Consider the following 26,323-nt stretch of genomic DNA (forward strand, 5'->3'; position numbering starts at 1 on the left):
CCCTACGGCCAACAGCATTCAAGCGAAGTGGGTGTCGGCCATTTCCACGTGCTCCAACAGCTAGGCGCCGAAGGCTTGGGCTTCGGCTTGGAGTTCGGCCAGTTGGCCCTCGGCCAGATAGCGAGGGGAGAGCAGGGCCAGGTAGGGCCGGTTCTCGGTGCCGAGGAGGTCGGCGTCGAGGTCGAGCCACTCACCGGTGGTAGCGGACGGGTCGCAGTCGAACAGCCGGTATCGGTTGCGGCACGCCATGATGCCGTAGCGGACGCCGTGCTGGTGGCAATCGGAGGCCAACAGTCCCTCGGCGGGACGGCCTATTTCGTCGACACGGACGAAATGCTCAGGCTCGGCCCAGGGGTGGACCATGACCACCGGCCGGCCGTTGAATCGGGCCAGATAGCCCCGTCGGGGGAGCATCTCGATCTCGTATCCAATTCCGTCGAGCAGCGTCTGCCAGTGGCCGATGATCGATAGGTTCTTTGTGATCTCACCAGCGGCTGGCCAGCGTTCGGAGTGGTCGCGGAATCGGGCCTCCAGCGTGTGATGAGTGAGTAGGCCGTGGACCACCTTGCCCCGACCGGCCAGCCTCCTGACCTCGCCGGCCAGATGGCGGACGGCGTCGAGGCTGTGCATCGAGGCGGTGTCCTCTATGGCCGCCGACAGCTTGGCGCAGTCCACCGAGCGGATGGGCTCGTTGTAGGTGCGGGGGCCGAGCGTGCGGACGCTGTGGGGATGCTCGGGATCGTCGATCACCAGCAGATAGCGGAAGTCCATTTTGTCGGCGTGCTCTCGCCAGCGGGCCCGCAGGCTGCGCTCGCCGGGCTTCTCGGCGATGGCCACCTCGATCTTGTTGACCCGTACCGACCGTCTGATGCCGGATCGGTTGGGCATCTCGCGAGCAATTCCCAGGCCCATCAGCCGGTTGAGCAGATCGTCGGCATTCACCGACCTCAACTGCACGCGGCGCTGTTCAAGGACAACGGTGTTTGCCGCCATTGCTCCCCACCTCGGCAGATAGATGCGTGAGGGAAGTCAAATATACTGCAATAACTTGAAAATCATCAGTCAAGAGACCCGACGTAGGTCACTTGGTGGCTCAAGAATCAGCGCTGAGCGTTGTGCCGAATTCGTTCTCTTGCAACTTGGCGCTCAACGCCTGTGGCGTTCCATCTGAATTGCGCCATTTTCCTGGTCACCCCGAATTTTCTTGCGATCTGCTCGATTGCTGCGTCTTGTCGAGCTTGTTGGAGAAGGAGCTTTCGAGGCAGGAGCAAGGTACCACCAAGGGCCGTGGCTTCCTCTTCTTGCCCCGGCTGGCAGGTGCGGAACGGGACTCCGTCCAGATACTGAATTTCTGCCAGTTCATGGTCGAGGATGATGTGTGCCAATTCGTGTGCGATGTCGCTGGCTTGCCGTCCAGCGCTCATGAGGGGATTGAACACAATGACGTGTCGGTCGTTGATCTCAAATGTGCAGGCCGAGAACGCATAGGTTTGAATGCGCTCGATCTCTTGAAGCCGCTCCAGCGGTACAAGATCGGCTGCTGAGATGACCTGTACATCTAGTTGCTCAGCCACAGCCGTGAGATTTAGGGGTTTGGAGTTGGTAGCTCCGACCCTTGCTCGGAGCTCCTCGGCGATGCGCTCTGCTTGAGTCTTGAATCCGCGCGGAAGTGTCACTCACAGGACTCCATCAGCATCGAGTGCGTTGAGCTTGGAGCGCATATCCTGGAGAAGGGTGCCGAGGCGGTCAGCAACCCCTGGCCGAAGAACAGAAGCAGCGCGCAAGTGGCATGCGACTGTTGGGGGATGCGAAGGCTCACGAGCCAGGGCTTCGTACATGTCCCGTACGACCGAGGCGATCCTTGAAGCGGCATCTTGCTCAAGCCTGGGGTCGGTCAAGAGATGTCGCAATACGAGGTCTGGGGTCTCCGACTTGCGGGGGGCTGCCGAGATCAAGAACGTCTCAGGTGGAAGACGAAGCCAAGCGCACAGCCTGAGGAAAGTTCTGAGGTCCGGTTGGGATCCCGCTTCGACGCGTGACCACGTCATGAAGCTGACCTCCGCTGTTTCAGCAGCTCTCCGCATCGATAGCCCAGCTGATGTTCGTCGTTCTCGTAGCATCTCTCCTAGAGCTGTTACGTCAAGGTGGGCAACGTCCTGGTCCTCGGAAGCGGTGTCGCTCGGACCTGACCCCGGAGAGGGCTTTGACGGCGGCACAGGTTCACCGTAACAGCAAGCAGCCGGTGATACTTGGATGGGCAGGTGGGGCGACTTCACCAGCTATTGAATAGTGTCCCTTTGCTGTGTCACTCATCTGATATGGTGATGGCGCGTCTGGCCCCGTGGCGTAGCGCACGAATACAGGTATCACGACCACTTGTACGCGATTTTCGAGAAAGGCAAATTGATGATTGCAAAGAAGAAACGATTCTTGGGGAACACCAACACGTTGGAGGTGCACGACACCTACAACGAGAAGAACGGGTGCCAGCTCGGTGAGATCAAGTTAGAGCATCGCTGGTGGTACGACACCCTCGCCGAGGCGAAGCGTGACAAGCGCTACGACAACTGCCATTGGTGCCTCGGTGGGAGTACTCGATAGAAGATTCGACACCACCTACGTATTGAGAAAGGGGGTGAGACCATGGCAAAGCGAAAAGCGCATCGCTCGGCAGTGACGGGCCGCTACGTGAAGGCTTCGACTGCAAAGCGAAACCCGCGTACGACTGTGTCTGAGACCGTCAAGCGTCGTAAGTGAGCATGGGCTGGTGCAGCAGGAGAGATCCCGCTGCACCAGCCATCACGCTATTGGGTTGAGTTCTATTGATGGAATACGGAGTTCTTGAAGAGCGCTTGCTGGTTGTTCACACTGGCTCGCGGGCGATCTCGGTTTTGCGGCGGGTGATGAAATCTTGCAGTTCGGCGTTGATGGCGTCGTCGATGGGGGGTGGCTGGTAGTCGGCCAGCAGTTCCTTCCAGCGGGTGTTGGCCCGCTGCGCCGCGGTGAGCGAGCCTTCTTCGGACCACTGCTCGTAGCTGTTGTTGTCGGCTACCTCGGAGCGCCAGAAGGCGGTCTCGAAGTTGGCCAGGGTGTGGGCGTTGCCCAAGAAGTGGTCGCCGTGGGTGTTGGTGCGGAACGCCTCCATGGCCTGGCCGTTGTCGCTCAAGTCGACGCCGCGGGCGTGGACCTCCATGGCGCCTAGCTGGTCGGCGTCCATGATGAGCTTCTCGTAGCCCAGGGTCAGGCCCCCCTCCAGCCAACCGGCGGCGTGGAGCACGAAGTTGACCCCGGCCTGCACGGTGGGCAAGAGCGTGTGGGCCGACTCATACGCCGCCTGGGCGTCGGGGGTTTTGGAAGCGGTGAACTGGCCCCCGGAGCGGAACGGCACCCCGCAGCGCCGGGCCAAAGCGGCCATCACGTAGATGGCCTGGCCGGCTTCGGGGGTGCCGAAGGTGGGGGCGCCGGTGGCCATCGACATCGACGAGGCGAACGTGCCGAACACCACCGGCGAGCCGGGTCGCACCAGTTGCAGGTAAGCCATGCCCGACAGGGCCTCGGCCAAGGCTTGGGCGGCCAGGCCGGCCACTGTCACCGGCGACATGGCTCCGGCCAGGATGAACGGGCTGATGATGCTGGCCTGGTTGGCCCGGGCGTAGGTCGTGGCCGCGCCCAGCATGGTGGCGTCCCAGCGCATGGGGGAGGAGGCGTTGATCAGCGAGGTCATCACCGTGCGGTCGGCCAGGTCGCCGCCGAAGGCGATGCGGGCCAGCTCCACCGAGTCGGCGGCCCGCTCCGCGCTGGTCACCGAGCCCATGAACGGCTTGTCGCTCCAGCGCAGGTGGGCGTACACCATGTTGAGGTGGCGCACGTCCACCGGCACGTCCACCGGCTCGCACACCGTGCCCCCGCTGTGGTGCAGGTGGGGGAGCCGGTAGGCCAGCTTCACCACGTTCTCGAAGTCGGCCAGGGTGGCGTAGCGCCGGCCCTGGTCTAAGTCGGTGACGAACGGCGAGCCGTAGTTGGGGGCGAACACGGTGGTGTTGCCGCCGATGCTCACGCTGCGCTCGGGGTTGCGGGCGTGCTGGATATAGGCAGCGGGGGCGTTGTCGGTCACGATCCGGCGGCACATCCCCCGGGGGAACCGCACCAGCTCGTCTTCCACATCGGCGCCCGCGTCCCGCCACAGGTCCAGGGCGTCGGGATAGTCCTGGAAGGCGATGCCCACCTCGGCCAGGATGGTCTCGGCGTTCTCCTCGATCTGAGCGAGCCCGGCCTCGTCGATGATCTCTACCGGCGGTATCCGTCGCTCCAGCACGGGGGCGGCCAACACCTGGCTGGCTGCTCGGGCTGCTTGCCGACCGGCCCGACCGCCGCCGCGTCTGCCTTGTCGCTCGCTCATCGCTGCTCCTGGGTTGCATGTTGCCGGCGGGCTGGTCTGCGCCGCCTGGATCCGGCATTCTCGCTATCGGTTGTTGACCGCGGGGGCAAATCCACCGCCTGCGCCAAGTGGGGGGCGGCGGCGGTCTCATGGGGCAGCGACATGGCGGCCACGAACAGCTCCTGGAAGCGGGCCTCGGTGGCAGTCTCGATCTTGACCACTTCCCGGGCGGCGCGCTCGGTCTCGGCTCGCTGTGATCCCGAGACCAGCATCCGGGCCGCGCCCGCTCCTGAGGCGTTGCCCACCCCTTTGACCCCTTCTACCGGCCCGTCGGGCACCAAGCCCAGCACCATGGCGTGAACCGGGCTGATGTGGGCGCCGAACGCACCGGCCAACCTCACATCGGCCACCTCGGCGATCCCGGCGTGCTCGAATAACAGGTCGATGCCGGCCCGCAGCGCGGCCTTGGCCAACTGAACTGCTCGCACGTCGTTTTGGGTCACCAGCAGCGGTATCGGCTGGATTTGAAGCACATAGGAAAACGTCCGACCGTCGGCGATGATGCGGGGGCTGCGATCGGCCAACTCGCCGCCGATGACGCCTCGGTGGTCGATGATCCCAACCAGGAACATCTCGGCAATCACCTCGATGATCCCCGAACCGCACAGCCCGGACACCTCCAGAGAGCCCAACGCGTCGTCAAAGCCGGGGTCGTCGGACCACAGACCGCAGCCGATCACCTTGAAACGGGGCTCCAGCGTGGCGGGGTCGATCCGCACCCCTTCGATCGCTCCGACGGTGGCCCGCTGTCCGCAGCTGATCTGGGCGCCTTCGAATGCGGGCCCGGTGGGGCTCGATGCCGCCCACACCTTCTGGCTGTCGCCCAATACGATCTCGGCGTTGGTGCCCACGTCGACGAGGAGCTGTGGGCGGTGCGACCGGTGCGGACCCTCGGCCAGCATGGCAGCCGCCGCGTCAGCCCCCACATGGCCGGCGATGCACGGCCCCATATAGAGGGAGGCACCGGGCAAGTCCACGCCGATGTCGGCTGCGTTGGCCCACACCCCGTCGCGCACCGCCAATGTGAACGGGGCTGCGCCTAGCGGTGTGGGGTCGATGCCCAGCACCAGGTGGTGCATGATCGGGTTTCCCACCACCACCAGATCGCAGACGTCGGCGCGGTCGATGCCCGCGGACTCACAGAGCTCGCCGATCACGTTGTCGATGGCTGACCTCACCGCTCCGGTCAGCTCCGCGGTGCCGCCGGGGTTCAACATGGCGTAGGACACCCGGCTCATCAGATCCTCGCCGAAGCGGATCTGAGGATTCATGCGCCCTGCGGTAGCGGCCACCTCCCCGGTGGCCAGGTCCAGCAGGTAGCCGGCCACGGTGGTCGAGCCCACATCCACCGCCACGCCGAATTCCGCGTCGGAATACCCTGGTCGCACCGTGAGCACCCGTCGCTCGACCACCTCGCCGTCCTCGCTTCGCGCGGGGTATTGCCGCCGGGTGTGGACCACGGCGGTGACCGCCCCGTTTCCCGCCGCGATCGCCGAAGACAAGGCGGGCAGCGCGCCAGCGGGAACCTCAACGTTTGACAGGTCCCAGTTGTCGGCCAACGCGTCGACCAGTCGTTCGGCATCGGAGACCTCGTCGCCCAGCACGGCGATGGGCAGCTCCAGGTAGTGGAGGGTCACCACCGGGTCGACGGTGATCTCACCCAGGTCGACAGCCTTTCGCACCACCGGGCTGTGTACTTGGCTCTGGGGCGGGACGTCGATCACCACGTCGCCCAGCACGGCGGCCTGACAGCTCAACCGATGGCCGGCTTCCCGCGGGCGCCGACCCCGGTAGTCGAGCTCGGTGGGACCGGGTGCCGACAGGGCGTCATCGGAGCTGGTCAGCCCCCACTTGGCGAACTGTCCGTTGCCGGGGGCCACCTGGCAGCGGCCGCACAGCCCTCTGCCTCCGCACACCGAGTCGATGTCCACCCCGGCGGCACGGGCGGCGTCCAACACCGTGGATCCCTCCGGGGCGGCCGACTCGATGCCGCTGGGGGTGAACACCACTCGGTGTTCTGGGCTCATACAGCAGCCCGGCGACGTCCCCCTCGACGGCGGGCAGCGCCCTCCCCGGCGGCGGTCGGGTCCCGGTTCTCGGCTATCCACGCCATGCAGTCCTGATCGTGGCCGGCCAGCACATCGGCGGCCATCACCGCCTGCTTCACCTCGGCGTGCAGCGGATTCATGATGGCCGAGGACATCCCCGCGCCAATGGCCATTGCCAGAAACGTGCCTGTGATCGAGTGGCGGTTGGGCAGCCCGAAACTCACGTTGCTGGCCCCGCAGGTGGTGTTCACCTTGAGCTCTTCGCATATCCGCCTCACCAGTCGGAACACCTGTTGGCCGGCGGTTCCCATAGCGCCGATGGGCATGACCAGGGGATCGACCACCACGTCGGAGCGGGGGATGCCGTGGTCGGCGGCCCGCTCCACGATCTTGCGGGCTACCTCGAAGCGCACGTCGGGGTCCTCGCTGATGCCGGTCTCGTCGTTGGAGATGGCCACCACCGCGGCGCCGTGGCGGGCCACCAGGGGCAGAACTCGCTCCAGCACCTCGTCCTCGCCGGTGACCGAGTTGATCAGGGGCTTGCCGTCGTACACCGCTATGCCCGCCTCCAGTGCCTCGATGATCGACGAGTCGATGGAAAGCGGCACATCGGTAACCGACTGCACCAGTTTGATAGCCCGAGCCAACAGCGCAGGCTCATCGGCCAGCGGGATGCCGGCGTTCACGTCCAGCATGTGGGCGCCGGCGGCCACCTGGGCCAGAGCATCGGCCTCCACCCGGCTGAAATCCCCGGCTTTCATCTCCTCGGTGAGGAGCTTTCTCCCGGTGGGGTTGATCCGCTCGCCGATCATGACGAATGGACGGCCGAACCCGATCACCACCTCTTTGGTCGCCGAGCTGATCACGGTTTCGGTCACGTTGCCGCCTCCTGGGGACTAATGGTTGGGGAATGTTCGTCGGCGCCGGCTGGGCCTGATGGCTCCAAGCGCTCGGCCGCCGGCTCGCCGGCGCTGGGATCCCAGCCGCCGGTGGCCACGAAGGCATCGAGCCGCTTCAGCGGGAACGCGGCCTCTAGCTCCTCGGCCGCCCGCAAGGCGGCACCCTCGGGGTCGGCAGGGTCACCGGGTATCAATTTCCAACGCCATTCACCCACATAATCTGATGCCTGGGTCTTGCCGGCCACCATGGCGGCCCGGTCGATAGCCCGTTGGAAGCGGCGGGGGAGGATGCGCTGGGTTTTCGAGGATCCCGAGCCTGCGTTCACCTGAGCGGGGATGTCCCGCCAACAGATCACCACCAGGTTGCCGTTACCCCCCCGCCGCCGACTCACGCGGCTCGCTCCCGGATCTCTACCAGCGCATCGACCAAACCTCCATAGCCGGTTGCCACCTTCTCGAAGCGCAGCCCCAGGCGGTCGGCCGCTTGTCGGGCCAACCGATCCAGTTCGGGGTCGGACTCCTGTGACAGGTGTACCAGCCGGGTGTAGTTGTTGAAATAGACCTCTTGCAGTTCGGGGTGTTCCGCTATGCCCAGCCCCTCCAGGATCAGGCGCTCGAAGTGCCGCACCAGATAGTCGGTCAGATACAGCGTTCCCAGCTCCTGATCTTGAAGTCGGGCAAAGGCCTCGGCACCGGCGTAGAGCTCGTAGCAGTGGGGGCCGGGCAGGCGCTCCACCCCCTCCTCTTGGCACACCTTGTCGAGCAGGCCGCCGGTGCCGCAGTCGGCATAGCCCACCAGGATGGAGCGATAGCGGCCCCGGGCGGATCGAACCCGCCCCCGCACCGCTTCGGGGATCAACTCGGGGCGGTTGTGCAGCTTGGCCGGCAGGCATTCCAGGTCGATGGCCGATCCCTTGTCCCCGCTGTCTAGAGCCGAGATGAGGTATCTCAGCTCCTTGGCCAGGGCCCCGCAGGCCACCACCAGTACCCGGTTGTGGCGCTCCATGGTCACACCGCGGCTCGACGAGCGGCTACCAGCTCTTTGGCGGTCTCCGCGGCTACCGCCGCGTCGCGGCAGTAGGCATCGGCGCCGATGGCCTCGCCGAACTCCTCATTGAGCGGAGCGCCGCCCACCAGAACGATGTAGTCCTCACGCAGGCTCTTCTCGACCAGGGTGTCTATGACCACCTTCATGTAGGGCATGGTGGTGGTGAGCAGGGCCGACATGCCCAAGATGTCGGGCTGGTGCTCGTCGAGCGCGGCGATGAACTCCTCCACATCGGTGTTGATGCCCAGGTCGGTCACCTCGAAGCCGGCGCCCTCCAGCATCATGGCCACCAGGTTCTTGCCGATGTCGTGGATGTCGCCCTTCACCGTGCCGATCACCACGCTGCCGATGGGCTCAGCCCCGGTCTCGGCCAGAAGCGGGCGCAATATGGCCATACCCGCCTTCATGGCGTTGGCGGCCAGAAGAACCTCCGGCACGAACAAGATGCCGTCGCGGAAGTCGATGCCCACGATGCGCATTCCCTCAACCAGGGCCTGGTCCAGCACCTTGTCGGGGGGCCAGCCCCGTCCCAGCAAGATTCTGGTGCCCTCGTCGATCTCTTCGGCGAGACCGTCGTAAAGATCATCGTGCATCTGCGCACACAGGTCTTCGTCGTTCAGACTCGACAGATCGATGTCGTCGATCTCGGGCGTGTCAGTCATTCGACACACTCCTTCTGTGGTGCTGGACCCAAGGCGGGTTCCATACTGTGGACCAGTACCGCAATGCGGAACGATGTCACTGTAGCACGGCGAGCAGGCCCATGCCCCTGCCGGCGACCCTTGCCAGAGGATTGACTCTGATCGTCGCCCGCGGTAGCGTGCCCCCTTGGGGAAGCCACGGCTCGGGCGGTAGACCGGTTCCACCAATGCCAAAAGGTAGGCAGGTATCCCCATGCGTGCTCGTCATGACACTTCCTCCAGCGACTGCTCTGTAGCTTCAGAACATGCCCGGAACGATCCGGGCCAACGGCAAAATTCGCCATTGATGCGGTCGTCGCGTCCCCGCCATCTGCGGGGCAGGCGAACCCGCCTGGTGGCATTCGTGGCCGCCGCAGCTTTGCTGGCCGCCTCCGGTGTGGTCGCGCTGGCCACCGCGACGGCTAGCGCCCAAGGGCAGACCCAAAGCTGCCATGCCGCACTCTCCGGCGATGGCTCGACCACCGGCAGCTGGGATTCGTCGTGCGGTTCGACGTCGCGCCCGGACCGGTATGCGAAGTTCTACACCTTTTCTGTTTCGGAGCGAGGGGCCGTAACCATCGATCTCAGCTCAAGCGTTGACACAGTGATGTACCTGCGCAGGGGAGCTGACCAGCGCACGGGTGTGCAGCTTCGCTCCGATGACGACGGCGGCACCGGAACCAATTCCCGGATCAGCGTGACTCTGGCTGCCGGCGACTACACGATCGAGGCCACGACTTACTATCGATTCCGTACGGGCCATTTCACACTGGAACTCTCAGGCGCCGGCACCGCCAGTCCTGTGGGGACTACCGCGAACACAGAAGCGAGGTTCTCGGAAACCTGCGCTGTGGCAGTTTCAGGCAACGGTTCCATCTCGGGAACGTGGGCTTCGGACTGCGAGTCGACAGAGAGGCCCGGCAGCTTCTCCCGGTTCTACACGTTCTCGGTATCGCAACCGAGGCAAGTGAGCATCGTGCTTCGATCCAGCGAGATCCCGGTGCTGTATCTGCGAGACGGAGAAGACGAGCGGGCATCTCTGTCGACACGCAGCGAGAACACCAGCGGAAGGAGCGGCCGAATCGCCCGTATCAACCCACAAGAAACGCTCCTGCCCGGCGTCTACACGGTTGAGGCCACCACATGGGCCCCAAACAGCCCAGGCCGATTCACACTGGAGTTCTCGGGCGTGGACTTCGTGCCGACACCAGCGCAGATTGCGGCATGCGGTGAGACGCTGTCCAGCGATGGCGGGTATTCGGGGTCTTGGACCAATGAATGCGAGTCATCTGAGCGGTACGGAAGTTTCGCGAAGTACTACACCTTCACTGTGGATCGCCAAAGACTGGTGATCATCGAGATTCACTCCAGCGTCGACTCGTACCTGTACCTGCGTAGCGGCGACGACGAGAGGTCGGCGTTCTACACCCATGTGGATGACAACAGCGGCCTAGGAGCCAACGCGCTTCTCAGCACAGTTCTCGGGCCGGGCACCTATACAGTCGAAGCCACCACCGCTTCGCCGGGCAGAGCTGGCCAATTCCGGCTAGAACTCGTAGGTACCGGCAACGCTGCTCCCCAGACCGCCGCCCCCGACCCAGTTCCGGCCCAGGATGATGATTGCGGTGTCGACCTGGCGGGCGACGGAACGCATTCGGGGTCTTGGACCGTTGGCTGCGCGTCGTCTGAGCGCGCCGGCAGCCATGCCGTGTTCTATACCGTCAATGTGTCGCGGCGCGGGCAGGTGGACATCGACCTTCGCTCCCGTGTTGTCGACACTTACCTGTACCTGCGCTCCGGCGACGACGCGCGCTCCGGCGACTATTTGCGCCGAGACGACGATGGAGGGTCGGGCACCAACTCTAGAATCCTCGACACCCTCGACCCCGGTGCCTACACCATCGAAGCCACCACCTACAGGAGTGGCCGGACCGGAGCGTTCGAGTTGGAGATCTCCGGCACCCAAACCACAAGCACCCAGCAGCCCGCACCAACGCCGGCGCCAACTCCTGCGCCAACACCCACTCCGGCCCCGACGCCCGCGCCGACGCCTACGCCCGCCCCGACGCCGACGCCTGCGCCTACGCCTACGCCTACGCCAACCGACAATTGCGGTAGCGCTCCAACGGGCAATGGCCAAGTTTCAGGTGTGTGGACCGCTGATTGCCGCTCGCGGATACGAGCCGCAAGGTACTCGCAGTACTACACATTCACGGTGCCGCAACGTGCCCTGGTGACCATCGACCTTCGCTCCAGAGTGGACACGTACATGTACCTCCACCGCGGCGACGATCGGAATTCCGCCTCTGTCATACGCTTCGACGACGACGGAGGGACGGGCTACAACTCCAGGATCCGCGAAAGCCTCAGTCCTGGCACCTACACCATTGAAGCCACCACTTTCGCCCAAGGTCGAACCGGTGCGTTCACCCTCAACTTGAGCGGCCTCTGATCGCCGTCTACCCATCGACCTCCGACCCCAACCCGGCGACAATGGTGGTGAGGTCGTAGTCGTCGGTATCGATCTCTGATAAGAGGTCGAATGCCTCGGCCATCTCATCGGCCCGTCTCTGGGCGTAGAGCCGGACATGGTAGTGGGTCGGGATCAAAAAGCGGCCTGCGGCGACCCCGTCGAAGGCTCTCTGGGCGACTGTTGAGGCGCTCATGCCCTTTTGCTCCATGAGCATCCCAGACATCGGATCGCTCTCAGCGGCACCCCCATACCGCTCGGGGCGATGTCGGGTGGAGTCCCACAGATTGCTCGAGGTGATGCCCGGGCACAGCAGGCTGATGCCCACATGGTCGGGCAGTTCGCCTCTAAGCACATCACACATGGCCAGCACGGCGTGCTTCGATGCGGTGTAGGCCCCGGCGTGGAGGTGGGGGACGCCCACCGAGTGCTCTGAGCCGGTGGCCATGAGCCACCCTGGCTGGTCGCCGGCGACCATGAGGCGGCCGAAGCTCTGAAGGGTGTGGAGTGTGCCCAAGACGTTGACCTTTGTCGTCCACTCGGCATCGGCCCACGGGGTTTCCAGCAGCGGCGCCAACGGGGCCATCACACCCGCATTGGCGCAGGCCAGGGCGGGCGGCCCGTGGTTGCGGGCGACGGCGTCGGTGAGTTCGCCTACCGACTCAGGGCTAGTCACGTCGCAGCCATAGGCCCGGGCGCTGCCGCCCCTCTCGACGATGCCGCGGGCAACGGCTTCGGCAGCTTCGACCTCCAAGTCGGCCACGGCCACTGCCGAGGCGCCCCGGTCTGCGGCCTCCGCCGCCAGCGCCGCCCCGATGCCGCTCCCGCCGCCGGTTACCACCACCGGTCTTCCCTCTACGAACATGGCCATGGTGTGCTCCCTTGTATTGCAATCCTCATGCCAGTGCTTCGATCTCGTCCAGCACGGGCAGCAAATAGCCTATGAACGCGGCGGGGTTCTCCTGCATCGGGAAGTGCCCGACGCCCTCCATAGCCGTGTGCGTAGATCCGGCGATGGCCTGGTGGGCCTCGATACCGGCCTCGACGGTGCCTGAGACGTCGTGCTCGCCGTTCATGATGTGTACCGCGGTGAGGCCGGTATCGATCTCACCGGCGCGGTCGCGGATGTCGTAGTCGGCCAGGTAGTAGTGGAGGTCACCCCAAAACGAGGGAGGCCAGCCCGACGAGTACACCTGCGACACCTCCTTCACATAGGGCTGCGGAGAGGTGGGAGAGCAAAGCTGCTCCATCATGGCGGCCTTGGCGTGGTTGCCCACCTGCGGATGCCAAAACCCCAGGAAGGCCTCCCGGTTGCCGGGAATGTGCAGTGCGCCCTCGAGCGAGATGACGGCTCGGAAGTCCTCCGGGTAGCACAGGGCCAGCTCAAGGGCCAGCAGCCCGCCCACCGAGCAGCCCATGAACGCCGGCCGCTCCAAATCCAGGGCCCGGGCCAGCGCTCGGGGAACCTGTCGCAGAAAGCCCCCGTCGAGCCGGTACTCGCTTTCCCACCATCGCTTTCGCACGGGAGGAACCGACTTGCCGTGGTAGGGCAGGTCGTAGGCGATCAGGCGGAATCGGCTGGTGATCTCGGGTGCCTCGAACAGGTGTCGATACTGGAGGCTGTTGGCGCCGGCGGTGTGCTGGAGCAGCATGGGTATGCCTGATCCGGCCTCCTCGTAGTAGACGCGGTGGTCAAACCCGTCGAGTTCTATGTGCAGGTACCGTCCCACCGGGCTGTCATGGCGGGGCAGCGGTCCGCTTTCTGAGACCTCCGTCCCATCGGCTGCGTTCGGCCCCCGAAGCAACTCCACCGCCCGCTGCACGGCGGGGAGGTACTGCCACCACAGCAGCGGATCGGTGAGTCCTCGCTGAAGGCCGGACTCGCCGGCTGCGGTCAATACCGAGATTTGCGCGAACCTCGGCGGCACGGCCGCCAGCAGCGGCGCCCAGACTTCGCCCGGCCCGGTGATCGTGATGACTCCCCGACCGGCCTCGGGCACCCCGGCGGCTACCTCTCCTTCGGCAGTGGTGAAACCGGTTAGGTGATCGCCGACTCCCAGTCGCAGACCTCCGGTCCAATGCCGCACCGCCAGGCGCATCTCACCGTCGGCGGCACAAGCCGCCGCGAACGCCTCAGCGTCGGGCAGGCTCGGGCTCATCCAACTTCCGCGGGGGCAGAAGAGGCCAGCGTCTCCTGTCGATTGCGGGGGTTGACGAGGCTCATCCATCCTCCGCGGGGGCAGAAGGGGTCAATGCTCACAGATGCGACGAAACCGGGCAGACGTTTAGGGGCATGGCGTTGATGCCGTTGAACCAGACGCTGTTCATGGGCTCGGGCGACCCGGCCAATTCGATGTCGGGCAGCCGTCGGTAGAGCTCTTCGAGCACGCACCGGAGCTGGGTTCGGGCCAGCGCTGCTCCGAGGCAGAAGTGGGGACCGGTGCCGAATGCCAGGTGCGTGTCGGCGTTGGAGCGGCCGATGTCGAATCGGTCGGGGTTGTCGAACACCTCTTCGTCGCGGTTGGCCGAGATGTACGACAAGTAGACCTTGCTGTCTTTGGGGATGGTGACCCCCCTCAGCTCGATGTCGCAGGTGGCAGTGCGGCAGAACTGCATGACCGGCGGGGAGAAGCGCAGCACCTCCTCTATGGCGTTGGGCATCCGGCCCTCGATGTCGTCGAGCAGCCGCTCCTTCTGGTCGGGGTGCTCGTCCATGAGGCGCACGAAGTGGGCGGTGGTGTTGCGGGTGGTCTCGTGGCCGGCGATGGACAGCGTCACGAAGAACTGGGTGATCTCGTCTTTGGCGAGGCGCCGCCCGTCCACCTCGCCGTGCAGGTATTTGGACAGCATGGTGTCGTCTTGGGCGTCGCCGCGCGACTTCACCACATCGTCGAGGAACAGGTAGAGCGCCACGATGTCGTTCTGGAACTCCGGGTTGTGCTCGAAGCTGGCCACTTTGTTGCCCAGCTGCATGTACTCGTCGCGCCGGTGTTGGGGCACGCCCATGAGCTGGCACAAGAGGATCATCGGCAGCTCGGCGGCCACGTCGAAGACGAACTCCACCTGGTCTTTTCCGGCGAGCTCGCCTATCACCTCTTGGGCGTGCTCGCGGATGAAGGATTCCAGGTTGGCCACCTTGCGGGGGGTCAGCCCGGGCTGGATGAGCCGGCGGAACTGGGTGTGCTGGGGCGGGTCCATGCCCATGAGCCCTGCTCGCTGGCTGGCGAGCTGCGCTGGATCTCGGCGCACGTCGGTCCACAGCACGGAGTTCTCCCACGCCGAGAACCGCTCGTGGTCTTTGGAGGCCATGGCCACGTCCTCGTACTTCGACAGCACCCAGAAGCCGGGACAGGGGAGGTACCCGGGGTTCTGGGGCTCTGGTGGTGGATTCCACCACACCGGCGCCTCGCGGCGCAGCACCTCGAAGTACTCGTAAGGCGCCGCCCCGAACCGGGCGATGTCGTCCTGTTTGGCAAGGTTGATGTCGCCGGGATTCAGAGTCATTTGCCCTCCAGTTCTTTGGATGACGCTCAGACGATGTTCAGAGTGGAAAGGAAACCCGACACTAGGGCGATGTCGCCCTCTGTTTCGCAGGCCGAGCGCCACGGTGTGCGGGCCGTTCCCCACGAGACGAAGTCGAAAGCGGTAGATACGACCGCGGCGTCGCCGCCGTCTGTTTCTTCGACAACCAGACCGCCGTCGGGGTCGGGGCGGCGCACCGTCCAGGTGCTCTCGCCGGGGCCGGTCAGGCGGATGGTTACCGGAGCGATCAGCGACTCGTCGAGCTCGGGGCCCTGCATCTGGGGGAGCCCCCACATCATCCACTGCACCACTGGGTACAGCTCCTCGTGCGAGGGCGGGGGCAGCTCGCGCTGAACGGGGCCGCCGGGCGCGGCTATGTCATGGTAGAGGTGGCAGAAGCAGTCGAATGCCAAGCCGTTGGCCACCGCGTGCATGGGATAGGTGCCCAATCCGGGCACCTCCAGCGGTGCTGAGGCCAGCGGCTCTTCCTGGAGGGCCCCAAGGCGGGCGAGCCGCTGTGCGCCGTAGACATCCAGCTCTTCCAACACATCGGCGATCGGCCAGCCTCGGCGGATGTCAACGTGAACGTCGTGCTCTCGCTCGCGCACCGACGGCAGGGGCAGCCGCTCATCGGGCACCGGAAGCGGGTCGATCAGGTTGCGGGCGCCAGCGCCGATGTGGGCCACCACGTCGCGCACCCGCCACCCCGCGCACGCCGACGGCGCAATCCATTCCGGCTCGGAGAGCGCTCGGGCCACTTCCATGATCCGGTGATGGAACGCCTCATGCGCCGCTAGGGCCTCAACGGTCACCGGCCAATGGTTCACCGCCGAAGCACTGTTGTCAAGGAGGCCGGTCCCCAAGCGGCACCGCAGTCGGAAGGTGGACACCGGCCGGCAGCATCCACCTCGAGGCTGCTTGTAGGGGCTCGGGTGGGTTGTTAGCGTCGGTTCTCGATGGGCGATCCTGATTTCGACAGCTTCCCCGTGGTCTCCCACGGCCACCTGTTCGAGGACTTCCCGGTGGGGCGGGATTTCGATCACCACTGGGGTCGCACCATCACCGACGGCGACAACGCGCTGTTCTCCACGGCGACGTGCAACTGGAATCCCATGCACCTCAACGCCGAGTTCGCCCGAGCCCACGGCCATCCCGATGTGGTGGTGAACCCGATGCTGGTTCTTTGCACCGCGGTCGGCCTGTCGGTCGAGGACTTGAGCGAGCGGGGAGGGCCGTTTCTGGGCATGGAGGAGGTGAGGTTCCACCGGCCGGTGTACCCGGGCGACACGCTGACGGCCTGCTCCCGGGTGCTCGACGCCCGAGGGTCGGCAAGCCGTCCCAGCACCGGGATCGTCACATGGCACACGCAGGCCCGCAACCAGCGGGGCGATCTGGTGCTCGAATACCGGCGCACCAACCTCGTGGCCAAGCGGCGTCGGACCTCCGAGGATTAACGGTGTCTCGAACCCTGGTCGATCCCCGTCCGCCGATCCCGGTGGCCTACCGCACCGACGAGCGGTCGGCGATCCAGGAGATGGCCCGCGACTTCGCTATGGGCAAAGTGCTGCCGATCGCCAATCAGCTAGACCCCGAGCACGGCCTCATTCCCGGCGAATTGCGCAAGGAGATGGGCGAGCTCGGCTTTTTCGGCATCACGGTGCCGGAGGGCTACGGCGGCCTGGGGCTGGGAGTGTTCGAGTACGCGCTGGTCACCGAAGAGCTGTCGAGGGCGTGGATGAGCGTGGCCAGCATCATTGCCCGCTCGGGAATCGCCCTGTCGCTCGACCCCTCCCAGCGGGAGAAGTACCTGCCGCTCGCCGCCCGGGGAGAGTGGCTGGGGTGCTTCGCGATGTCGGAACCCGGCGCGGGATCAGACATCGCCTCGGTGAGGACCCGGGCCACCCCCACCGACGGAGGGTGGCTGCTCAACGGCCAGAAGATGTGGTGTACGTTCGCCGACCAAGCCGATTGCATCCTAGTGGTAGCCCGCAACAAGCCCTACGACCCCGACAACAGGCACTCGGGGATCCGCCAGTTCGCGGTCCACAAGGCGCCGGGGGCGTTTCCCGAGGGCATCTCGGGCAATCCGATAAGAAAGATCGGCTACCACGGCTGGCGCACTTTCGAGCTGTCATTCGACGACTGCTTCGTGCCCGCCGACTGCCTGGTGGGCTTTCAGCGAGCCGAGACGGCCGAGGACATGGGGTTCAAGGGGGCCGCGGCGGGCATGGCCACCCCCCGAATCCATACCGCGGCCCGGTCGATCGGCCTCGCCCGGGGGGCTCTGGAGGACTCGATCGTCTATGCCCAGCAGCGGGAGCAGTTCGGACGACCTATCGGCGACTTCCAGGCGACCCGCTTCAAGATCGCCAAGATGGCATCGGACATCGAAGCCTGTCGGGCTCTGATGTACCAGGTGGCGGCCAACTCCGATGCCGGCGAGAAGTCTCACATGGCCGCGGCGATGGCAAAATATCAGGCGTCGGAGATGTCGGAGCGGGTGACCTCTGAGGCGCTCCAGATCCACGGCGGTGCGGGCTACACCACCGATTTCCCCATCGAGCGCTATTGGCGCGATGCCCGGCTGACCAAGATCTTCGAGGGGACCAGCGAGATCATGTTGCGCATCATCTCCGACCACCTTCTGCCGCCAACCCCGCTCAGGTAGACGAGGACGATGGACGCCCCCGCAGCGCTCACGGGATCGGGCAACTATTTCGAGGACTTCGCGGCGGGCCAGCGCATGCGCCACGCCCGGTCGGCCACCGTCGACGAGGTGGAGAACAACTACATTTCCAAGCAGGTGATGAACACGGCCCAGTCGCACTGGAACGAGGAGATCATGGCCGGCTCGCCCCTTGGCGACGGCCGGTTGGTGTTCGGGCTGATCACCGGTTCTATGACGGTGGGGCTGGCCAGCCAGGACACCGCCGAGAATGCGCTCTGCGAACTGGGCCTCGACGCGGTGCGGTTCAAGAGGCCGGTACACCACGGCGATACCATCACCGCCTACACCGAGGTGCTCGATGTTGCCGATGATCCCGAGCGCGAGGACGCCGGGATCGTGCGCTTCAAGCACTGGGGTCGCAACCAGCACGGCGATGTGGTGTGCGAGCTTGAACGGCTCGTGCAGGTCAAGCGGCGCAGCCACTGGGGGCTGGGGTGACCGCGGCCCACGACGAGTCCGGCAGCTACCTCACCGCCCACGAGCACGCCGCGGCAATGATTCCCGAGCGCTCGGGCCCGCTGGGCGACGTCCGGATCGTGGATCTCACCCAAGCGCTGGCCGGCCCTTTCTGCACCATGATCCTGGCCGACATGGGCGCCGATGTGATCAAGGTGGAGCCCCCCCAAGGTGACACTGTGCGCCACATCGGCCCTCATACCGAGGCCGACGACGAGCATTTCTTCGGCGGCTATTTCGCCAGCAACAACCGCAACAAGCGCAGCATCGTGCTCGACCTCAAAGAGCCCGCCGACGTGGAGGTGTTCCTGCGGCTGGTGGGCACCGCGGATGTGGTGGTGGAGAACTACCGGGCCGGGGTCATGGACCAGCTCGGGCTGGGCTACGAGGTGCTGCGGGAGCGCAAACCCGATCTGGTGTACGGCGCCATCAGGGGCTTCGGCGATCCCCGGACCGGCGAGGGTCCCTACACCTACTGGCCGGCCTATGACATCGTGGCCCAATCGATGTCGGGGCTCGTCAGCTACACCGGCACCAAAGACGGCGTCCGGGTGGCCAGCGGCCCCAGCGTGGGCGACTTGTACCCGGCCGCCATGATGGTGTCGGGCATCTTGGCCGCGCTCCACCACGCCCGCCGCAGCGGCCAGGGGCAGTTCGTGGATGTGGGGATGGTGGACTCGCTGATGGCGCTGTGCGAGTCGATGACCTGGCGCTATTCCTACACGGGGGAGATCCAGGCGCCCCGCGGCAGCGAGCATCCCTCGCTATGCCCGTTCGAGCTGTACGACACCGCCGACGGGCTCGTGGCCATCGCCGCTCCCGGCCCCCGGCACTGGGAGCGGCTGTGCCGGATCATCGGCCGGGAGGACATGATCGACCACGACCGCTACAAGAGCTCCCGGCGACGGGTGCTCCACCGCGAGGAGGTCCGCGAGGCGATCACCGCTTGGACCGGCAAGCTCACCAAAGCTGAGGTGGTGGACACCCTGGCCGACAAGGTGCCCTGCGGGCCGGTGAACGATGCCACCGACCTGCACCGCAACGAGCAGGTCAGGGCTCGTAAGATGCTGGTAGCGGTGGACCACCCCGGCTCGGCCCGCCCGGTGATCACCCCCAACACCCCCATCCGCTTCGCCGAATCGCCGACCGGGGTGTACCGCCCCGCCCCCAAGCTCGGAGAGCACACCGGCGAGGTGATCGACGAGCTCGACCGCCTCGCTTCGCCCCCGGGGCCCACCGCCGACGACCCAGATCGGGTGTCGAAGCCCGACATGACCACCGCCCTCGAGGCCAAGGAGATCGAATGAGCAACTACGAAAGGGCAAAGGCGACCCGGGTGAGGCGATCCGAGCTGTCCACTCCCGGACACTCCGAGAAGATGATCGCCAAGGCGGCCCAGAGCGAAGCCGACATGGTGTTCCTCGACCTCGAGGACGCGGTGGCGCCGTCGGCCAAGGTGGGCGCCCGCAAGAACATCATCGCCGGGCTCAACGAGCTCGACTGGGGCCACAAGATCCGCTCCTACCGCATCAACGGAGTACACACCCAGTGGTGCCACGACGACATCGCCGAGGTGGTGACCGGCGCCGGGCCCAACATAGACGTGATCATGGTGCCCAAGATCAAAGGGCCCCGTGAGGTGTGGTTCGTGGACGACATGTTGACCCAGCTCGAGCTCAAGCTGGGCCTCGAGGTGGGCCGGATCGGCATCGAATGCCTGGTAGAAGAAGTCGAGGCCGTCCAGACGGCCGACGAGATCGCCCGATGCAGCCCCCGGCTGGAGGCTCTCACCCTGGGGGTGGGCGACTTGTCGGCCAGCCAGGGGATGCGCCTCGGCCACATCGGGGTGACCGACGGCGAGGCCGCCCTGCGCTATCCCGGCGACGTGTGGCATTACGCCCGAACCAGGATGATCGTGGCCTGCCGAGCCGCGGGCATCGACGCCATCGACGGGCCGTACGCCAACATCGCCAACCCCGGAGGCTATGAGAAGAGCGCGGCCACGTTCTCGATGCTCGGCGGACTGGGCAAGTGGTGCATCCACCCCAGCCAGATAGAGATTGCCAACCGGGTGTTCGCCCCCACCGCCGACGAGATTGCCGAGGCACAAGGCGTGGTCGAAGCTGTCCGGGCCGCCGAAGCCGAAGGCCAGGGCGCAGCCAACTACAAGGGCATGATGATCGACGCCGCCACCACCCGCCTGTTCGAGGTCACCCTCGACCGTGCCCGGCTGTGCGGGCTCGTCTGAATTCGAGCGCTTCGAGGCCATAACCGAGGGCTGTCGCGCGGACGGCTCGGCGGCCAGTTCTGGCTATACGTAGGTAGGCTGTCTTCAGTGCTGAAGATGGCGGCGGCGGCGGTCGTTGTGGGGTTGGCGGCTGTGGGGTTGGCGGCTGTTTCGAGCGCGGTTTTGGCTGATGAGGCCGCTGATCGGTGTTTCGGGATTCATGGGTTCGGGCAGCAGCCGGTGGATGTGGCGAAGTCGGCGGATGGGTCGGAGGTGCTTGCTCAGGTGCGGTGGGGGTTTCACGATTCCGTCGGCTGTCATCTGGTGTTGGACGACGAGACGGTGGAGGTGTTGCGGGCTGCGGGCCGGCCGATGTCGTCAGGGGCGGGTTCCGGCGAGGGCGCGGCAACTGATCGGTGTTTCGGGTTTCATGGGTTCGGGCAGCAGCCGGTGGATGTGGCGAAGTCGGCGGATGGGTCGGAGGTGCTTGCTCAGGTGCGGTGGGGGTTTCACGATTCCGTCGGCTGTTATCTGGTGTTGGACGACGAGACGGTGGAGGTGTTGCGGGCTGGCCCTCCGGTGCCGCAGCCTGGCTCGGTGTCGGCCGGCGGCAATCATGCCTGCCGAGTCCACGAGAGTGCGGTCATCGTGTGCTGGGGCGACGACTATTACGCACAGGCCACTGCGCCTGATGGGGAGTTCTTGTCGGTGTCGGCGGGCATGCTCCATTCGTGTGGGTTGGGGGCCGACCGCGCCGCGGTGTGCTGGGGCTCGGATGAGGGTTGGGATGGCGACTTCTTCGGGCAGGCCACTGCGCCTGATGGGGAGTTCTTGTCGGTGTCGGCGGGCATGCTCCATTCGTGCGGGTTGGGGGCCGACCGCGCCGCGGTGTGCTGGGGCTCGGATGAGGGTTGGGATGGCGACTTCTTCGGGCAGGCCACCGCGCCTGATGGGGAGTTCTTGTCGGTGTCTGCGGGCGGTTTCCACTCCTGCGGGCTGCGATCCAACCAGACGGTGGCATGCTGGGGTTGGCAGTCTGATGCGCCGGGCGGGCGGTTCTTGTCGGTGTCTGCGGGCGGTTCCCACTCCTGCGGGCTGCGGCCCAACCAGACGGTGGCATGCTGGGGCACCAACGGCTTTGGGGAGGCGACACCGCCGGCTGGTGAGTTTCGGGCGGTGTCGGCTGGTAGTCGCCATTCGTGCGGGATTCGGATCGACCAGACCGTAGTTTGCTGGGGATCAAACGAGGATTGGGATGGCGAATACCTCGGGCAGGCCGTCGCGCCAAGCGGGGAGTTCTTGTCGGTGTCGGCCGGGGGCGGGCACTCGTGCGGGTCGCGAGCCGACGGCTCGGTTGTGTGCTGGGGCAGTGACGAATACGGGAGCACCGAGGTTCCCGAGCCGCAGGTTGGGCCGGTATCGGTTGGAGCAGGGCACTCGTGTCTACTCCAGATTGACAGCACCGTCGAGTGTTGGGGGCGCGACGAATACGGGCAGGCCGTCGCGCCGGGCGGGGAGTTCTTGTCGGTGTCGGCCGGGGGCGGGCACTCGTGCGGGTTGCGGGTTGAGCTGGTGGTCGAATGCTGGGGTGATGACATCTCCGGGCAGGCCACGGTGCCCGAGGGGCGGTTTTTGGCGGTGTCGGCGGGCGGGCAGCACTCCTGCGGGCTGCGAACTGACCAGACCGCAGTGTGCTGGGGCGACAACTGGGCCCGGCAGTCAACCCCGCCGCAGGGGCGGTTCTCCGCGATCGCAGCCGGAGGCGACCACTCCTGCGGGCTTCGAATCGACCAGACCGCAGTGTGCTGGGGCAGCGATCTCAACGGGCAGGCAGCACCGCCCGAAGAGGAGTTCACGGCGGTGTCCGCGGGTTGGCAGCATTCGTGCGGCCAGCTGTCCGATGGCGCGGTTGCGTGCTGGGGCAGCGACGGGTTTGGGCAGTCCACTCCGCCGGCCGGGGAATTCGCTGCGATATCGGCCGGCAGGTCACATTCATGCGGTCTGCTAGCCGATAACACTGCGATCTGTTGGGGCCGCGACGAGCGCGGGCAGTCCTCTGCGCCCGCCGGGAGGTTCACCGCGATATCGGCCGGCAGAAGCCATACCTGCGGGAATAAGACCGACGGCGCCATGGTGTGCTGGGGCAGCCAAGACGAAGACAACGAACATCCCGAAACAGCCGGTGGGCAAATCGAACTGGTGTCGGCCGGTGAAGGGCATTCGTGCGGATTGCGGGTCGACCGCACGGTCGCCTGCTGGGGAGGCCAAGGCCTGGCACGGGCAACGGTGCCCGGCGGGGAGTTCTTGTCGGTGTCGTCCGGTCGGTCCTATTCGTGCGGACTGCGAATCGATCGAATCGTCCGCTGTTGGGGCTACAACGCGGATGGGCAGGCGACGGCGCCGGGCGGGGAGTTCTTGTCGGTGTCGGCGGGTGATTCTCATTCCTGTGGGGTCCGGGCCGATCGCACCGCGTTGTGTTGGGGGTCTGATGAAGACTGGGAGGGCGACCCCATAGGAAAGGCGACCGCGCCAGCGGGGGAGTTCTTGTCGGTGTCGGCCGGGGACTACCACTCGTGTGGAGTGCGAGCCGACCGCACGGTCACGTGCTGGGGCCACAAGGGATTTGGGCAGGCGACGGCACCCGGAGGCCGGTTCTTGTCGGTGTCGGCCGGCGCTTGGCATTCGTGCGGGCTGCGAATCGACCGGACAGTCCGCTGTTGGGGCTACGAGGAGGATGGGCGGGCGACGGCGCCGGGCGGGGAGTTCTTGTCGGTGTCGGCGGGTGATTCTCATTCCTGTGGGGTCCGGGCCGACCGCGCCGCGTTGTGTTGGGGGTCTGATGAAGACTGGGAGGGGGTCCATACAGGGCAGGCCACCGCGCCGGGCGGGGAGTTCTTGTCGGTGTCGGCCGGCGAGTCTCATACGTGCGGGTTCCGAACCGACCAAACCATAATTTGCTGGGGGGACAACAGGTCTTGGCAGACCAACGTGATTGCAGATCTGGTCCCTGTACAAGCCGTATATTTGGTTCCTTTGGGATATACACCGGTTGCTGGCAGACACGAAGCTATCACTAATACGGTTTCTGAGGCACAAAGGTGGTTCCGCATTCAGACCGAGGGAAAACATCCGGTATTTGAAGAGAGAAACTCATCGATATCTGTGACGACAGTGGAATCGACCCTGCGAGTTAGCGAATTTGCCGATAAGGATGATGATCTAATCGCCGAAATCCACGAAATGCTAGGCACAATACCTGGCACTCCTCTCTTGATATTTTCTGAAGGGTCATTCGCCCAAGAGTTGAATGCTTGTGGCTGGTATAACTCTGCCACCAATGCCATCACGATACCAATTGGGAACTGTGATTTGGCACCGCAGATTGATGCATATTGGCCCTATGGAGCAACGTACCTTGTTGCGCATGAGCTCACCCATCTACTCGGAGCTGTGCTACCATGTGCCCCGCACCACGATGGCACTTCGCATGTCGATGACGACAATCGTGATGTCTTATACCGAGGACAGGACGCGACAGACTGGTCGAATCTCGTGTTGGACGCCGGCCGCGACGACTATTATCTGCACGGCCGCGACGACTGTTACGACATAGCAGATAATGTGTTGCTGGTCTCTCAATACTAAATGCCAGAATCACCCTATCCTGGTCGCACAGATGCAATTGGTGACGCGCTGGCCACTCGGCCTTGACCGCTGGCAGCGATGCCCTTTATAGCCGCAATAGCGTTCGCAACGGTGGCGATTATTTGGGCACTGCGCGATGGGATAGCCGGAGCCTCGAATGGGCGCGTGATCCTTGCGTGGGCCGCCGGGGTCGTGGCCCTGCACTCTGCGGCCATAATGATCGTTTGGGCATCCAGCACCGACTGGGACGACCCAGACGCTCCGAGTCGCCTGGGGTCGCTAGGTGAGCCCTTCGTGGTTGTAGCCGCAATGGGGCTGTCGGTGGCATTCGCGCTGTTCCTGCGCCGGTCGGCAGTTCTATATGGGGGACTGATAGCCCTGCCCTTGCTGGCTTGGTACTGGGTTCCAGTATTTCGCTAGCCCATCACGGTTTGTTCGCGTCGTAGGGCTAACACGGCAATGACTGGGAACAGCATACCGCTGCGAAGCGGCAAAAAGGGTCGGTACGCTGGGGGTTTGTGGAAGATTTGGGAACTTCGGACAACTGTGCGGAAGTCCTAATTGTACCCCCCCTGGGACTTGAACAGTTGACAAAACCCCTGGTAGGGCCACCAGAGGCGGCAAAGGGTTTCTTCTATCCCCCAATCCATCCCCCCATTTGCCCGGGGTAATCCGGGAGGCGGCGGCAAGCCGAGGGAGCCTCGAAATTTGCCGCAGTCGGTGAAGGACGGGAGCCCGCTGACGCGGCTGTGCTTCTGGTAGTGGGGATCGGGCGGCTTGCGACCGGTCGGCGGATTGTTTGCGACCGGTTGCGACCGGTGGGGTGTCGCATAGTGGCGGGCATGGAAACCAACATTCGAGAACAGCACGACACCTTGTTGACCCGCCGGCAGGTCGAGGCCCGCTGCGGGCTGTCCACGAACTCGGTCTACCGGCTCATGCGCGAGGGCCTGTTCCCCGAGCCGATCCGCATCGGCCGGCGGGCCGTGCGCTGGCCCACATCGGAGATCGACGAATGGCTCGCCACCCGGCCCCGCGCCACCGGCGACCGCCCCGCCGCCTAGACCGCCGGTTGCGCGCGGCAGGTCGTTTGCCCGACCGCCGGGCATCTACAAGAATCCGCCACGGCGAGCCTTCTGCTAACCGCGGAGAGGATGCTCTCGACCCTCACGGCCCTGGGCCGGTAGCTGCTGTTCGATGCTGGCGCATCGTCGCAGCGCCTGTTGGGCTTGGGCGGGCTGGTGGTCGAGGGCTTGTTCGATGAGAGAGATGGCGGTGGCGGCGAGTTGGACGGCTGCTGCGGCCATCTGCGCGGCGAACTCGGGGGTGGCGGCGTTGGGGTCGGCACCGGGCAGCGGGATAGCGGGGTAGGTGCTGGTGTGCCGCCATATTGAAATCTGGTCGGGGGTGAGCGGTCCCAAGGTGGCGTCGATGAGGGCGGCTTGGGCGGGGTCGAGATGGCGGCGGGCGGCGTCGATGAGGCCCCAGATGCTGCGGGCGTTTTCGGGATGGGGTGCTCGGCGGGTGCAGATGAGGGCTTGCAGCGAGGTTTCCATGGCGATCTGGGCGTGCTCGCAGACGCTGAGCAGCCGGCTGTGTTGCATTTGGTGCGCGAGGTCGGTGTCGTCTTCGGCGAGGGCGTCGGCCTCAGAGGGAGACGGGCGCAGGTAGGCCAGGATTGTGATGAGCGAGTGAGTGGTCTTCGCGAGGATCGCGACCGCTTGCTGCTCGTCGGTTGCGGGCTTGCCGATCTTCTTGTCCCAGTCGATGGGCGACTTGGGTGGCCGGGACATGAGGGTGATGGCACAGGAGGCGATATGGGCCTCGAAGCTGGAGCGGCACTGTGTGGTACGGACGCGCCACTCGGCTCGGTCGGTCACCCGCACATCGCACGCGAACCCGGCTGCTTGCTCCGCGGCAGTGCGGGCCTGGTGGGCGAGCTCGCGGCGCTGCGTGTAGTCGCCGAGATCGTCGAACATCACCACCAAGTCCACGTCTGAGCCAGCCGTCGCACAGCCGCGCGCCACCGAGCCGAACACGAGCACCTCCGCTGGGTCCAAGACCCTGCTGATGCGCTCAGCGGCCCTGCGGGCGTCTCCCACAGAAGGCGACAGGTGATCGGGGGCAGTCACAGCGTCAGGCTACGCCGCCTGCCAGCGGGC

General features: G+C 65.4%; 24 protein-coding genes. 10 read left to right on the forward strand and 14 right to left on the reverse strand.

The genetic code is table 11. The annotated features are described in order from the left end of the window. Positions 1-60 precede the first annotated feature (60 nt). From ACOGXA_RS00875 to ACOGXA_RS00885, 3 genes are all read right to left on the reverse strand, one after another. The gene (locus ACOGXA_RS00875) at positions 61-993 is read right to left on the reverse strand and encodes a hypothetical protein (protein WP_419925414.1); all 933 of its coding nucleotides are present in this window, start codon (positions 991-993) and stop codon (positions 61-63) included. A gap of 107 nt (positions 994-1,100) precedes the next feature. Then, positions 1,101-1,574 (reverse strand): ImmA/IrrE family metallo-endopeptidase, encoded by a 474-nt coding sequence (locus ACOGXA_RS00880; RefSeq protein WP_419925415.1) that lies wholly within the window; start codon positions 1,572-1,574, stop codon positions 1,101-1,103. Between the two features lie 102 nt (positions 1,575-1,676). Further along, on the reverse strand, positions 1,677-2,120 hold the full coding sequence (locus tag ACOGXA_RS00885; RefSeq protein WP_419927019.1) for a helix-turn-helix domain-containing protein: 444 nt from the start codon (positions 2,118-2,120) through the stop codon (positions 1,677-1,679). Positions 2,121-2,376: 256 nt separating this feature from the next. Between ACOGXA_RS00885 and ACOGXA_RS00890 the strand changes: the two genes are divergently transcribed. Next, positions 2,377-2,601: a hypothetical protein gene (locus tag ACOGXA_RS00890; protein ID WP_419925416.1), complete on the forward strand. Its 225-nt coding sequence runs from the start codon at positions 2,377-2,379 to the stop codon at positions 2,599-2,601. A 262-nt stretch (positions 2,602-2,863) separates the two neighbouring features. Here the strand turns inward: ACOGXA_RS00890 and ACOGXA_RS00895 are convergent, their stop codons facing one another. The 6 genes from ACOGXA_RS00895 to ACOGXA_RS00920 are packed head-to-tail and all read right to left on the reverse strand — an operon-like array spanning position 2,864 to position 9,095. Next, positions 2,864-4,399: a trimethylamine methyltransferase family protein gene (locus ACOGXA_RS00895; RefSeq protein ID WP_419925417.1), complete on the reverse strand. Its 1,536-nt coding sequence runs from the start codon at positions 4,397-4,399 to the stop codon at positions 2,864-2,866. Then, entirely contained in the window at positions 4,396-6,465 is a 2,070-nt protein-coding gene (locus tag ACOGXA_RS00900; protein ID WP_419925418.1) for an ASKHA domain-containing protein, read from the reverse strand. The genes ACOGXA_RS00895 and ACOGXA_RS00900 overlap by 4 nt, the downstream gene beginning before the upstream one ends. After that, positions 6,462-7,364, reverse strand: a complete 903-nt coding sequence (locus ACOGXA_RS00905) for a dihydropteroate synthase (RefSeq protein WP_419925419.1) — start codon at positions 7,362-7,364, stop codon at positions 6,462-6,464. Before ACOGXA_RS00905 ends, ACOGXA_RS00900 begins: the two co-directional genes overlap by 4 nt. Next, a complete protein-coding gene (locus ACOGXA_RS00910) occupies positions 7,361-7,777 on the reverse strand; it encodes a virulence factor (protein WP_419925420.1) in 417 nt (138 codons plus the stop codon). The genes ACOGXA_RS00905 and ACOGXA_RS00910 overlap by 4 nt, the downstream gene beginning before the upstream one ends. Then, positions 7,774-8,391, reverse strand: a complete 618-nt coding sequence (locus tag ACOGXA_RS00915; protein ID WP_419927020.1) for a DUF1638 domain-containing protein — start codon at positions 8,389-8,391, stop codon at positions 7,774-7,776. The genes ACOGXA_RS00910 and ACOGXA_RS00915 overlap by 4 nt, the downstream gene beginning before the upstream one ends. A 2-nt stretch (positions 8,392-8,393) precedes the next feature. Next, on the reverse strand, positions 8,394-9,095 hold the full coding sequence (locus ACOGXA_RS00920; protein ID WP_419925421.1) for a corrinoid protein: 702 nt from the start codon (positions 9,093-9,095) through the stop codon (positions 8,394-8,396). A 325-nt stretch (positions 9,096-9,420) separates the two neighbouring features. Between ACOGXA_RS00920 and ACOGXA_RS00925 the strand changes: the two genes are divergently transcribed. Next, positions 9,421-11,565 carry a PPC domain-containing protein gene (locus tag ACOGXA_RS00925; RefSeq protein ID WP_419925422.1) on the forward strand — a complete coding sequence of 715 codons (2,145 nt, stop codon included), beginning with the start codon at positions 9,421-9,423 and terminating at the stop codon, positions 11,563-11,565. A 7-nt stretch (positions 11,566-11,572) separates the two neighbouring features. On the opposite strand, the gene ACOGXA_RS00930 is transcribed toward ACOGXA_RS00925, so the two are convergent. The 4 genes from ACOGXA_RS00930 to ACOGXA_RS00945 all read right to left on the reverse strand — a co-directional run bounded on the left by ACOGXA_RS00930 (position 11,573) and on the right by ACOGXA_RS00945 (position 15,917). Beyond that, positions 11,573-12,454 carry an SDR family NAD(P)-dependent oxidoreductase gene (locus ACOGXA_RS00930; RefSeq protein WP_419925423.1) on the reverse strand — a complete coding sequence of 294 codons (882 nt, stop codon included), beginning with the start codon at positions 12,452-12,454 and terminating at the stop codon, positions 11,573-11,575. A gap of 25 nt (positions 12,455-12,479) precedes the next feature. After that, positions 12,480-13,742, reverse strand: a complete 1,263-nt coding sequence (locus ACOGXA_RS00935; RefSeq protein ID WP_419925424.1) for an alpha/beta fold hydrolase — start codon at positions 13,740-13,742, stop codon at positions 12,480-12,482. A gap of 97 nt (positions 13,743-13,839) precedes the next feature. Beyond that, a complete protein-coding gene (locus tag ACOGXA_RS00940; RefSeq protein ID WP_419925425.1) occupies positions 13,840-15,087 on the reverse strand; it encodes a cytochrome P450 in 1,248 nt (415 codons plus the stop codon). Positions 15,088-15,113: 26 nt separating this feature from the next. Continuing rightward, positions 15,114-15,917, reverse strand: a complete 804-nt coding sequence (locus ACOGXA_RS00945; RefSeq protein WP_419925426.1) for a maleylpyruvate isomerase N-terminal domain-containing protein — start codon at positions 15,915-15,917, stop codon at positions 15,114-15,116. A 144-nt stretch (positions 15,918-16,061) separates the two neighbouring features. Between ACOGXA_RS00945 and ACOGXA_RS00950 the strand changes: the two genes are divergently transcribed. The 8 genes from ACOGXA_RS00950 (at position 16,062) to ACOGXA_RS00985 (ending at position 25,225) form a co-directional block, all read left to right on the forward strand. Continuing rightward, on the forward strand, positions 16,062-16,559 hold the full coding sequence (locus tag ACOGXA_RS00950) for a MaoC family dehydratase (RefSeq protein ID WP_419925427.1): 498 nt from the start codon (positions 16,062-16,064) through the stop codon (positions 16,557-16,559). 2 nt (positions 16,560-16,561) lie between these two features. Beyond that, entirely contained in the window at positions 16,562-17,773 is a 1,212-nt protein-coding gene (locus tag ACOGXA_RS00955) for an acyl-CoA dehydrogenase family protein (protein ID WP_419925428.1), read from the forward strand. A gap of 9 nt (positions 17,774-17,782) precedes the next feature. Further along, on the forward strand, positions 17,783-18,271 hold the full coding sequence (locus ACOGXA_RS00960; RefSeq protein WP_419925429.1) for a MaoC family dehydratase: 489 nt from the start codon (positions 17,783-17,785) through the stop codon (positions 18,269-18,271). Further along, entirely contained in the window at positions 18,268-19,596 is a 1,329-nt protein-coding gene (locus ACOGXA_RS00965) for a CaiB/BaiF CoA transferase family protein (protein WP_419925430.1), read from the forward strand. Before ACOGXA_RS00960 ends, ACOGXA_RS00965 begins: the two co-directional genes overlap by 4 nt. Further along, complete coding sequence (locus ACOGXA_RS00970; protein WP_419925431.1) at positions 19,593-20,537, forward strand: HpcH/HpaI aldolase/citrate lyase family protein; 945 nt, start codon at positions 19,593-19,595, stop codon at positions 20,535-20,537. Before ACOGXA_RS00965 ends, ACOGXA_RS00970 begins: the two co-directional genes overlap by 4 nt. Positions 20,538-20,633: 96 nt before the next feature. Then, positions 20,634-24,161 (forward strand): hypothetical protein, encoded by a 3,528-nt coding sequence (locus tag ACOGXA_RS00975; protein ID WP_419927021.1) that lies wholly within the window; start codon positions 20,634-20,636, stop codon positions 24,159-24,161. A 165-nt stretch (positions 24,162-24,326) separates the two neighbouring features. Beyond that, positions 24,327-24,581: a hypothetical protein gene (locus ACOGXA_RS00980; protein ID WP_419925432.1), complete on the forward strand. Its 255-nt coding sequence runs from the start codon at positions 24,327-24,329 to the stop codon at positions 24,579-24,581. A 422-nt stretch (positions 24,582-25,003) separates the two neighbouring features. Continuing rightward, the gene (locus tag ACOGXA_RS00985) at positions 25,004-25,225 is read left to right on the forward strand and encodes a helix-turn-helix transcriptional regulator (protein WP_419925433.1); all 222 of its coding nucleotides are present in this window, start codon (positions 25,004-25,006) and stop codon (positions 25,223-25,225) included. A 75-nt stretch (positions 25,226-25,300) separates the two neighbouring features. Here the strand turns inward: ACOGXA_RS00985 and ACOGXA_RS00990 are convergent, their stop codons facing one another. After that, entirely contained in the window at positions 25,301-26,293 is a 993-nt protein-coding gene (locus ACOGXA_RS00990; protein WP_419925434.1) for a nucleotidyltransferase domain-containing protein, read from the reverse strand. Positions 26,294-26,323 lie beyond the last annotated feature (30 nt).

This window comes from Candidatus Poriferisocius sp., from assembly GCF_965208475.1.
Classification (GTDB): Bacteria; Actinomycetota; Acidimicrobiia; order Acidimicrobiales; family Bin134; genus Poriferisocius.

Coding starts and splice junctions, on each gene's coding strand:
- ACOGXA_RS00925 (WP_419925422.1), top strand. CDS start 9,421: ATGCGGTCGTCGCGTCCCCGCCATCTGCGGGGCAGGCGAACCCGCCTG.
- ACOGXA_RS00950 (WP_419925427.1), top strand. CDS start 16,062: ATGGGCGATCCTGATTTCGACAGCTTCCCCGTGGTCTCCCACGGCCAC.
- ACOGXA_RS00885 (WP_419927019.1), bottom strand. CDS start 2,120: ATGCTACGAGAACGACGAACATCAGCTGGGCTATCGATGCGGAGAGCT.
- ACOGXA_RS00985 (WP_419925433.1), top strand. CDS start 25,004: ATGGAAACCAACATTCGAGAACAGCACGACACCTTGTTGACCCGCCGG.
- ACOGXA_RS00920 (WP_419925421.1), bottom strand. CDS start 9,095: ATGACTGACACGCCCGAGATCGACGACATCGATCTGTCGAGTCTGAAC.
- ACOGXA_RS00975 (WP_419927021.1), top strand. CDS start 20,634: ATGGCGGCGGCGGCGGTCGTTGTGGGGTTGGCGGCTGTGGGGTTGGCG.
- ACOGXA_RS00875 (WP_419925414.1), bottom strand. CDS start 993: ATGGCGGCAAACACCGTTGTCCTTGAACAGCGCCGCGTGCAGTTGAGG.
- ACOGXA_RS00895 (WP_419925417.1), bottom strand. CDS start 4,399: ATGAGCGAGCGACAAGGCAGACGCGGCGGCGGTCGGGCCGGTCGGCAA.
- ACOGXA_RS00900 (WP_419925418.1), bottom strand. CDS start 6,465: ATGAGCCCAGAACACCGAGTGGTGTTCACCCCCAGCGGCATCGAGTCG.
- ACOGXA_RS00915 (WP_419927020.1), bottom strand. CDS start 8,391: ATGGAGCGCCACAACCGGGTACTGGTGGTGGCCTGCGGGGCCCTGGCC.
- ACOGXA_RS00970 (WP_419925431.1), top strand. CDS start 19,593: ATGAGCAACTACGAAAGGGCAAAGGCGACCCGGGTGAGGCGATCCGAG.
- ACOGXA_RS00930 (WP_419925423.1), bottom strand. CDS start 12,454: ATGGCCATGTTCGTAGAGGGAAGACCGGTGGTGGTAACCGGCGGCGGG.
- ACOGXA_RS00935 (WP_419925424.1), bottom strand. CDS start 13,742: ATGAGCCCGAGCCTGCCCGACGCTGAGGCGTTCGCGGCGGCTTGTGCC.
- ACOGXA_RS00960 (WP_419925429.1), top strand. CDS start 17,783: ATGGACGCCCCCGCAGCGCTCACGGGATCGGGCAACTATTTCGAGGAC.
- ACOGXA_RS00940 (WP_419925425.1), bottom strand. CDS start 15,087: ATGACTCTGAATCCCGGCGACATCAACCTTGCCAAACAGGACGACATC.